Annotated in this window: 5 protein-coding genes; all 5 read right to left on the bottom strand. The window is 45.9% G+C overall.

Translation table 11 applies throughout. The features are described 5' to 3' along the window. Nucleotides 1-217 (bottom strand): hypothetical protein (locus tag FY557_RS06585; RefSeq protein ID WP_149246489.1); only part of this gene is annotated, 217 nt, incomplete at its 3' end. 23 nt (nt 218-240) lie between these two features. After that, nucleotides 241-3,984, bottom strand: coding sequence for a DUF6443 domain-containing protein (locus tag FY557_RS06580; protein WP_149246488.1), 3,744 nt, complete (start codon nt 3,982-3,984; stop codon nt 241-243). A gap of 2 nt (nt 3,985-3,986) precedes the next feature. After that, nucleotides 3,987-6,779, bottom strand: a complete 2,793-nt coding sequence (locus FY557_RS06575; protein WP_149246487.1) for a hypothetical protein — start codon at nt 6,777-6,779, stop codon at nt 3,987-3,989. Between the two features lie 9 nt (nt 6,780-6,788). Beyond that, entirely contained in the window at nt 6,789-8,522 is a 1,734-nt protein-coding gene (locus FY557_RS06570; RefSeq protein ID WP_149246486.1) for a T9SS type A sorting domain-containing protein, read from the bottom strand. 564 nt (nt 8,523-9,086) lie between these two features. Continuing rightward, entirely contained in the window at nt 9,087-9,563 is a 477-nt protein-coding gene (locus FY557_RS06565; RefSeq protein ID WP_149246485.1) for a thermonuclease family protein, read from the bottom strand. Nucleotides 9,564-9,697: the final 134 nt, after the last annotated feature.

Genomic DNA, 9,697 nt, shown 5'->3' with positions numbered 1-9,697 from the left:
ATTTTACATATTTAATAGATTTTTTCTTAAGTAATAGAAGATTAATTAAAACTTTAGATGTTAATTCTTTTATGGTTTTGTCCTTAGCCATTTTATTTCTTCCTTTATAAGAAACAATTAAATCCTCTAATGGTAAAGGACGATTTGAATAAGAAATTTCAAAATCTTTTAATTTTAGATCATATTCATATATTTTCTTATAAATTAAATCATTCATAATATTATTAGATTTGTTAATGTTTATTTTCCTATCCGTTTTTGAGGTGAAACGTATTCTATTTTAGCCCCATAAACGACTCCAGGAATAAGCCATTCGTTTTCTCCTAATGTATGAGGATTAGGCACCACTTCAGAAGCCCTAAATTGTTTTGTTAAAATGATTCCAGGTATTTTGTTTCCTTCTTCATAAAATGCATTTCCTGTAGCGAAGTCATAAGCTAGATCTTTGCTAGTGGTCCAACTTGTCCAAATGCTAAAATTATCTGATCCTGCATGAGCCTCCATATCATGATGTGGCCCCCAAGTTGTAGCAACTTGTTCAAACCCTCTTGGAATAGCAACCCCTTGTGATGCATAAAAATACATAGCTCCTTTTGCTTCGACTGATACTCCTCGGTACAATGTAATCATTTGCTCTCTTTCTGGTGTATCACCTTTAAGAATCAAAGGTAAAGACCATAAGCCAGCTCTGGTAATTCCTGCCAAAAGTGTATCAAAACTTAGAAAAGGAACTGCTCCTTCAGGAATTAAAGGTCCAACTTGAACACCTACTCTTGTTACAGCAGCACCCGGCAAATAGGTTTTTATACCAGCTCCTTTTTCTTTTTTGGTAAACAATCCGGCAATGAAATTTGTAAAAATTCCTACTAGTCCCGGCCCCGTACTGTTTTGTGGTGTAGGTCCACTTCCTCCACCACCTTCTCCATTATCTCCCAGCGCAGTAGTCATAATCATTATCCCGGAATCATCACTGTATAACAGGGGTAAATGGCTGTCATCAAATCCGTTTCTTTTGATAAAACCCGCTACAGCACTGCCCAGGCTGTACTGCCCGCTGAGGTTATCCACGGTGATCCTTCCATCAGGGTCGGTAAATCTTACAGGATTATTATTCCCGTAAACATACGGTGAAAACCTTCTGGACACTTCCGCCATCGGATCCACAACGCCCCATCTTCCAAGCTCCGGCATATAGAACCTTGCGCCGTAATCATACATCCCGTTTTCCTGAAGCTCCTTGCCGTTGTAATTATATTGATAAGGATTTTCAAAATTATGGTACTCGCTGTTGTGCATCATCCCGAAAGGATAATAGTCGGTTACCCCTTCTGCTTCGCCGGTGACGATGTAGTTGTTACAGACCTGTCCGTCCGGTGTGTCATAACAGTTGTTCACGACAATATCCCCCGTTACTTCATTATTACCGTCCGCATCGCTGTAGGTCAGCCTTACATTTCCCAGATGGTCTTTGTAATGATAAAAATACCGGTTTCTCAAAACATCAAAATACCCTTCCGGGGTAGGGATGATCCTGAGCTTCATCCCCTCGCCGGCCATCGCTCCCGAAGGTGCTTCCCATGTATGGGTAAATTTATACTGGAAACCATCCAGGTAATCCGTTTCCAGACCGTTAAAGAGCTTCTTCACTTTCACCCCGTCTGCTCTGTAGGTATAGGCCGTTACTTCAGAGTTCTGGGTGATATTTTCCGGTAAATTTAGATAATTATATTGAATGGAGGAAATTCCTTTGTCCTGAAAAGAAGTGATGTTCCCATTCTCGTCATAGCCGATGTCCGAAGGAGCTGCCGTATAAGGAAACCCTTGGGACAGGGTAACCGCATCGCTCACTTTCTGCAGGCGGTTGCTGCTGCCGTCATTTTCATACTGATAGGTAAGATGGTCGATAAGCAGCGCCGTACCTCCCATTTTCCGGGCAGTCCTTTTCATCGTGCTGATGTTTCCGTTCAGGTCATAGGTTGCTTTTTCGTAAAATTCCCTCAGCGAAGGATTGGTATCGTTCTGGTAAAAGCCTGCCGAAAGACGGTTGACCGGGTCGTAGACATAGCCGTACCTTTTCAGGGGTTCATTGGGCGATACGGCGGTTTTCCAGTCTACTTCCGCAATATTCCCGTTGAACCTCGGGATCACCTGCAGGGAAGGATCTGAGGTGTCGGGCGTCTGCAGGCCTTCCACCTGGCCGTATTTGATCTTATACCCGAAGAGATCGGTCCCAAGATTGCCGGGATCATTGATCCGGGTCATCCAGCCGCGGATGTTGTAGCTGTAATCCACCGTCTGAAGGCCGCTTCCCGCAATCTTTCCGCCCACCTTTTTGCTTTTCAGCTGCGAGAGCTCATTGTATTCATTCTGCGCCAGGATCTCTTCCGGATTGCTGTCTATTTTATGCCGGTGGGTCAGCAGGCGGTTTTGATGATCATAGGTGAAGGTTTCTGTAATGGTCTTTTCGGGATCGGAAGCCAGCCTTTTGTGGCGGGTCACCACCTGCAGCGGTACGCCTGCAAAATCCAGATCGGACTCTGTGCGGGTATAGCCTCCCAGGTAGTTTATGGAATGGCTTCCGATCGCTCTTGCCTTTTGATCATAGTACACATAGCCTTTGGTCCAGCCGTGATCTTCGATATTTTTCACCAGCGTCATCACCGGCAGGGTCCGCGTGCTCACCGGGGCGGAAGACTGGTCCGTAAGCACGGTTTTCCCGTAGATGGTGGCCGGGAACGCCGGATTGAAGCTGTAAGAGGGATACGTGTCGTAATAGCTGACACTCATGATGGTCATGCTTCCGGTAGGGAAGGCATTTTTGGTATAGTAGATATCCATCCCGTTCTGCGAAAGCGGCGTGCCGCTTCTCGCTTCATTGTTCCCGGCATTGACTGCCATGCCGTTCAGGGCAGCCTGCATGGCGGTTCTCGTGCCGGTATTGGCAAAAAACCCCGTATACACCACCCTCCCGAACTGATCGTACTTGGTAAACATCCAGCCTTTGGCATTAAAGCTGTTGGTGGTGGTTCTCAGGACCGCATCCTGGGAAAGCACAAGCCTGTCCTGTTTGTCGTAGACCATGAATTCCGATCCTTTTCCGGGTAGCTTTTTCTCTACAAGCCTTCCCCTGTGATCGTATCTATACTGGTAGCAGAGATGATTCAGGATCTGCTGGGTTACGGTGTTTCCGTTCGTAGCGATCATTTGGGAGGCTTTCGGGGAGATCACATACACCAGATGCCCGTAATCGTTGTAAACGTAATAGGTGTCTGCATTTTCGGCAGAACTGATCACTTTTCTCACGAGCACCGTCTGCCCCAGCCCGTTTTTGAACTCTACGGTCTGGTGGCCGTCTTCGTCGGTGGCCGTAGTTTTAGCCAGCACTTTTTCATTATAAAAAGAAACGGCAGGCAGGGAAGATACAGCCGTGGCATTCTGCCACGAATGGGTGACGCTGTATTTTTTTACCTGGTCTGCATTTTTATTGAGCCCGTACCCGATCTTTTGGGTGTGGCCCGATCCCATGGCCCACTCGGTTCCGGGATGTGCAATCTCCAGGGGCCTGGCCAGGGGAGAAGCTTCCAGCTTTTGTTCGGTATAGGCATTGGAAACCCCGTAATAGGTGTTTACTGAATTTTCAGAGACATTCTGTATCCCCAGGTTGGCCGTGGGAACCGGTACCGGAAGAAGGCTCTTGGTCTGTCTTCCCAATGCATCATACACCACAGGAACCACAAGATCCCGGCCCAGGGGAGTGGCTTTTACCTGCACGCTCTGCCTGGGTCTTCCCAGATCATCGAAATACTGTACCGATTCAGCTTTCCTGCTCCCGTCCTCAGACAGGTAAACTTGGGTATAGGTGTAGTTTTCCGAGGGCGTAGGAACCGCCTGGGCAGTTGCAGCAAACGGGATACCTGATGCCAGCAGCAGAAGATACCTGCCCGCATCCAGCCCCCGGCTGATGATGTTATTCTTTTTTTTCATGATTAGTTTTTGTAATGGTATTTGTATTCTTTTAGGGTAATACCGCTGGCATTGATTACTTTCTGCAGCCGGTTGAAGGAATCGTACCTGTATTTTTCCGTGATGCCTCCGGGAGAGGTCATGCTCGTCATTCCCACCATAGGGTCGTAAGTGTAGGTGGTGGTGATGAATCCTTTTAATGCAGGGTCGTTCCTGAATATATCCAGTGCTGCGATCAGGTCGTTCTCTCTGGCCGCTTCGTTTGCCGGCAGGGCATCGGCATCGGCATCGGAAGCACTTACGATGGAAGCCACCAGGGAAGCCGGGAGGTCGGAAAGTTTTGCACCTTCGATCCTGGCAATCGGCATGGTCTTATGGTATCCCCAGATCATGGTAACCGGTAATCCGGCTGCATCCGGAAAGGTCCTGTACTGTACGATGTTTCCTTTCTCATCATAGATATCATAGATGACGTTCTTTACCGACTGATTCAGATCATCCGGCAGATAACCCAGTTGGGACGTCGGATAATAATGGGATGCATCGTCATACAAAGTCTGGCTTTTTGAAACCGTTACGCCGTTCTTACGGGTTTCGACGGAGAGTACAGGATCTTTTATTCCTGCAGCCCACAGCCTGATCGCGCCGTCGCGCGGATAGGTATAGCTTTCTTCAATGACATCTCCTTCCGGCGTAATATTTTTTTTGCTGATGATATTCAAATCCAAAGCCCGGCGTACAGATTCGGTTGTTGCCGAGATCGCATCGGAACCCATGAATGAGGTGGTTACGTTGGTCTGCTTCGTGATCACCGAGTTTTTGATGCTGGCCGTTCCTGCGGATTCATTGGTGTTTAACCGATAAAAATCCCCGATCGGCTGAAACACAAAGGTATTTTCCTCTTTGGCAACCAGGCTGCCGGCGGCGTCAAACACTTCCTTTTTATCCAGAAGGCCGTTTCTCAGTACATTGTAGTGCATGATGTCGGTGTACTTTAAATTGCCATCCGCATCAATATTATCCGGACTGTCATAAAGCGTCTTAAAATAATAGCGCGTGTATCCTTTGTTCTGGCCTACCGTTTCCTTCACATTCCTGTAAATTACAGGTGAGTGATCATCCAGCCGATGAACGATCCCGCTGGTTATGGTGTTGTCATCAAACTTCTGATACGAATACGTGCGTGTTTCAGAATCTACAACGGCACCGCTTGAAAGGAATTCTATTTTTTTAATTCTTACACCGTGTCCGGTACTGTAGTTCGGAATGGGAACCGACTTGTAGCGGATCCTTTTCACATTAACGGTTCCTGCACCGCCTGTTCCCAATATCTGATAGGTATTCGTGCCTGGGGTAAACAATTCATTACCTGCATTGTCGTATCCCCCGGGAGTAAGTTTCACATCAGCATTAGTCGGGGTATCCGGTGCCCACACAGGGCCATCCGTATAGAGCACGTCGACATTCACACAGTACATCAGATAGCTGTTGCCCTGCGCGTCATCAGGATTGGCACTGATCTGAAAAGTACCCGAATTTCCGTTGTGGCTGTCGAAACTGAAGGTGCCAAGATCTTCCAAAACCTGTGCGTCCCGGTCTTCTAAAGCCGAAGGGTTAACATAGGAGGCCGAGAAATCCAGACCAAAAGGATCATAAACATTTGTTTTCTTTACATAATAGGTGTTAGGCTCGAATTCATACCTTGTCTTTCCGCCGGTGGGATACCGGATGGTGCTTAATAAGCCGATCCCCCGGTATTTCGGGTTTTCAGACTCATCATTCAGACACTTACACTTTAAATAAGTCCAGTAATTTTCATCAAAAGGAGTCGTTCTGTACTCAAAAGAAATCTGTTCATAATCAGAGGAAGTTCCGTATTTACGGACTGAGCGGAGAACTCTTTTTTCATACATGGAATTATCCCCACTGTCCGGTCCGCATGAGGAGACATCAGGGTCATGATAAACATAGTCTCCCATTTCGTTTTGCAGGGTATATTTCTGAATCGTTTTCCCGGCTGTGTTTTTCAGTTCCACATCCTGCAGGCTGAAAGGATCCGAGAGTTTTCTGAAAAGAGCCGTATCAAAACCATAATGAAAATCAAGGGAACCGAAATCCGGAGAAATTACTTTAATAAGTTTAAAGCTTCTGACAAACTGGTTGCTTCCGCCCGGTATGGTATAGTGTTCTTCACGGTAGGTAAAGGTAAGCAGATCACTTTGAAGTACATTTTTTACTTTAGAAAGGTAATAAGATGATGTATATTCCCAGGTCTTCATTCCGCTCTTATGATAAGCCTTGTCCCGGATATCGAAAAAATAAGCATTCCCGTTTTCATCGGTGATCTGAAAGCTGTCGTTCGGCTGGTCATAGGAAAGCTTCAGCTTATCATGGGTCAGGCTGACCGTATATTTATTGCCGGCTACATCCTTTTTCAGCATGAATTTTCCGTTCCTGCCCATAAAATTATAGTAGAACGTATCTGAGCCGTATCCTCCTTCCCTGTAAATAAGGCAGCTTGAGCCGGACAATGACCAGCCTGATCCTACATCCGAGGCCCTCTGCTGCTTGCCGGAATTATTGGGATGGTATGAAATTCCGACCCCCAAGCCGACTTCAGGATTTTTTGTCGCTAAAGAAAAGAAAGGGATTGTTATGTCCGGAATACCGGTAGATAAAGAAACCGGGGCATCGATAAAGCTGGCCACCGATGCTGCAGACGGTGCCGAAACATAATTCCCGTCCGTACCTTGTGAAAACATATTCCCCGAGTAAAAAACCAGCAGGAACAGAAGTATGCAGTTTACTTTTTTCATAATTCGTTTTTATTTTTTAATCAGTTTCGCACCCGCCGTTTTCCCACCATCCGTTTTTACCGATACCAGGTAAGCCCCCTGGATCAGCGGCTGCGTATTAATTTTGGTTACTTTGTTTTTTGTTTTAATGCTCTGAAGCTGCCTTCCGCCCATATCATACACCGTAATCTCCGCTTCAAACGCTCCGGAATGGATGGCCCCTGAGGCTCTCGAAGGGCCCTCATCCAGCCCTATTTCCACATACGCATAATCACCCACCGGGTTCGGGTAGATCTTAATATCCTGCTTCTCGATCAACTGGTTAATCTGCTTATCACCCAGTTTCACGATCTTCCAGTTCTCTTTACCCAGTTCTTCAGCGCTGGTTCCGGCCAGGATGATCGAACCGTCACGGTTTAATTTAATATCTGAAAGCCGTTCCTCCTTTTTGCTGGATTCCCCTTTCACATGCTTTCGCCACTGCTCATTGCCGTTATGGTCCAGGTACAGCATCCAGAACTTTTCATCATCCGTTTCGATTCGTCCTTCTGCCTGCGTATAGCCTCCCAGCAAAATTCCTTTGGTTGATTTATCATCCGAAGCGTGCACCACACTCATACCCATCAAAACATCCCTATTTTTGAAACTGTAGGATTTCTGCCAGATTTCTTCGCCTCTTGAGTTTAATGAGATCAGCCATACATCTGTCCCCTCTTCGATGCCTACGGTTTTATTGCCCGATCTTTCCGATCTGGATTCCCCGCCGATTATATATCCGGTGGAAGTCATCGCCAATGTTCTTAAATGGTCATCGCCTGTTCCGCCATAATTCTTTTCCCATTCCACTTTTCCATCTTTAGACAACTTAACGATCCAGTAGTCGGCCTCTCCGTAGTTAGGTGTTGTTTTAGCATAATTGATGATTGATGAATGATCATTGATTTTGGAGGATGCCGGACCGGTATTCTGCCGGTTATCATTTATTGTTGATCTCTTATCATTTATATTGTAGGCTCCGCTTCTGGAATAGATGCCTAACAAGGCTCCGCCATCAAGGGTCGGAATCATTTTCTCCACTTCATCCAATCCTTTTCCGCCTAAAACTAATTGAGAGAGTTCTTTACCGTTTTTATCGAGCCTTACTACAAGGACGTCTTTCGATCCGTAACCCCTGTCCGTTAACTGAGCGGAGCCGAAGTTAACATTCCCGGCAACATAAAGCCCGAAGTCCGTCGTCTGGATCACCGCTCTTGCTTCTTCATCCGAAGCACTGCCGATGGTTTTCTGCCACAATTCATCTCCGTTTTCAGAGATTCTAATAAGCCATATATCCGATCCGCCGCGGGATTCTTCCTTCTTATCCAGGCCTTTACCCGAAAAACTGGTTCCTGCCAGGACAAAGCCTCCTTCCTGAGTACTAACGGTTGCCGAGAGAAAATCATGGTTTTTCCCGGCAAAGTATTTTTCCCAGACTTCTTCTCCCCTGGAGTTTAATTTTACCAAGTGAAAATCGTATCCTGCGTTTTGTTTTGGGCTGTCTGCTGAAGGTGCGCCGGCCCCTGAGCCTGTCGAAGGAGCGGTCCCTGAGCCTGTCGAAGGGTGGATGGAACTCCCCGTAATTAAATATTGATTGTCAATGGTGGTAGTCACCTGCGAAAGGAAATCCTGCGTCGAGGATCTGATGTCTTTCTGCCAGACCACTTCCTGGGCAGACATACCCAGAGAAATGCACAGAAAAAGTGCGCTCATGTAGAGTCTTTTCATGTCCTTAGTAATTAATTATTAATTTTTTTTATAATTCCTGCAAAAGTATACTTTTTACCTCACAGTGAAAAGATTTATGACACCGATTTAATATCAAAATCATTGTTTGGCAAAGCTATATCAGCAATGCGACAAAACATGACGTATTATTTCTGAAATGAGAAAAAAATTAAACCCAGGGAAAATTTTCAAATCTTTTACCGCACAAATATATTAAAAAACAACAATTAAATATTGTTTTTATAAATAAATAACAATAATAAATTGTTTCAGGTGATTGATTACTTTTAATTTTCTCCCATAATCCTTCGGGTGCTCTTCGGTAATCCTTCGGAAAAAACCTCCTTTTTCCGAAGCCGGTCCGAAGAAGTACCGAAGAAGTACCGAAGAAAACCCCTAAAGTACCGGTCAAAACCTGCCAAAACCTGCCAAAACCGGTCAGAAGCTGCCAGTATTTTCGCAACCTGTTTAAAGCTGGCCGTTTTTCAGGGTTTTTAAAAGCTAAAATCCGTTTGGAAAGGGAATATATTTTAGATTTCAGCCCTTAGTCTGACCGGGAAGAAGTTATTTTTTCCCGGTTCTTTTCGCCTTTCTGAAATCCCACGGCGACACGGCTGTTTTATCTGCCCACAATCCCAGCTTTCCGGCTTTTGCTTCATCCTGCAGCTTCTGGAGTTCGGTATTCTTGGAAGCCTTGAAATACCACCAGCCGAAGCCAGCCTTTACGATTTCCCGGGACAGGTATTTGTCGCCGTCATAGAAAACACCGGCCACGCTTCTTCCGTAGCGGTCATTCCCTATTTTATAAAAGGTGACGGTTTTCCCGAAAACCTGGCCCGAGGTAAACTGCCGGGCATTCTTCCCAAAGGCCTGCCCGCTTTCGGGGCAGTCGACTTCGGCGAGGCGGAGGGTCTGTTCGGTGTTGTCGGAAAGCAAAACCACTACGGTATCGCCGTCTTTAATTTTAATGACCTTGCCTTTGGCCTGCGAGAACAGCGAGGCGGAAACGGCAAGAAACAGGATATGGAATATCTTCTTCATAAATATCAAACGAAATAGAATATTAGAAAAATAATCTGCAAAGCTAGTGATAATGTCGCTTCGCAGGGAAACGGGAAGTAAAATAACCGTGAAGTATTCAGGAAGCAAATGCCGGACAGCCCCCGGAAGCGGTG

It is taken from the genome of Chryseobacterium sp. SN22 (genome assembly GCF_008329705.1).
GTDB lineage: Bacteria > Bacteroidota > Bacteroidia > Flavobacteriales > Weeksellaceae > Chryseobacterium.
Note: the sequence above shows the minus strand (reverse complement) of the source record. Positions and strands in the feature narration are given on the sequence as shown.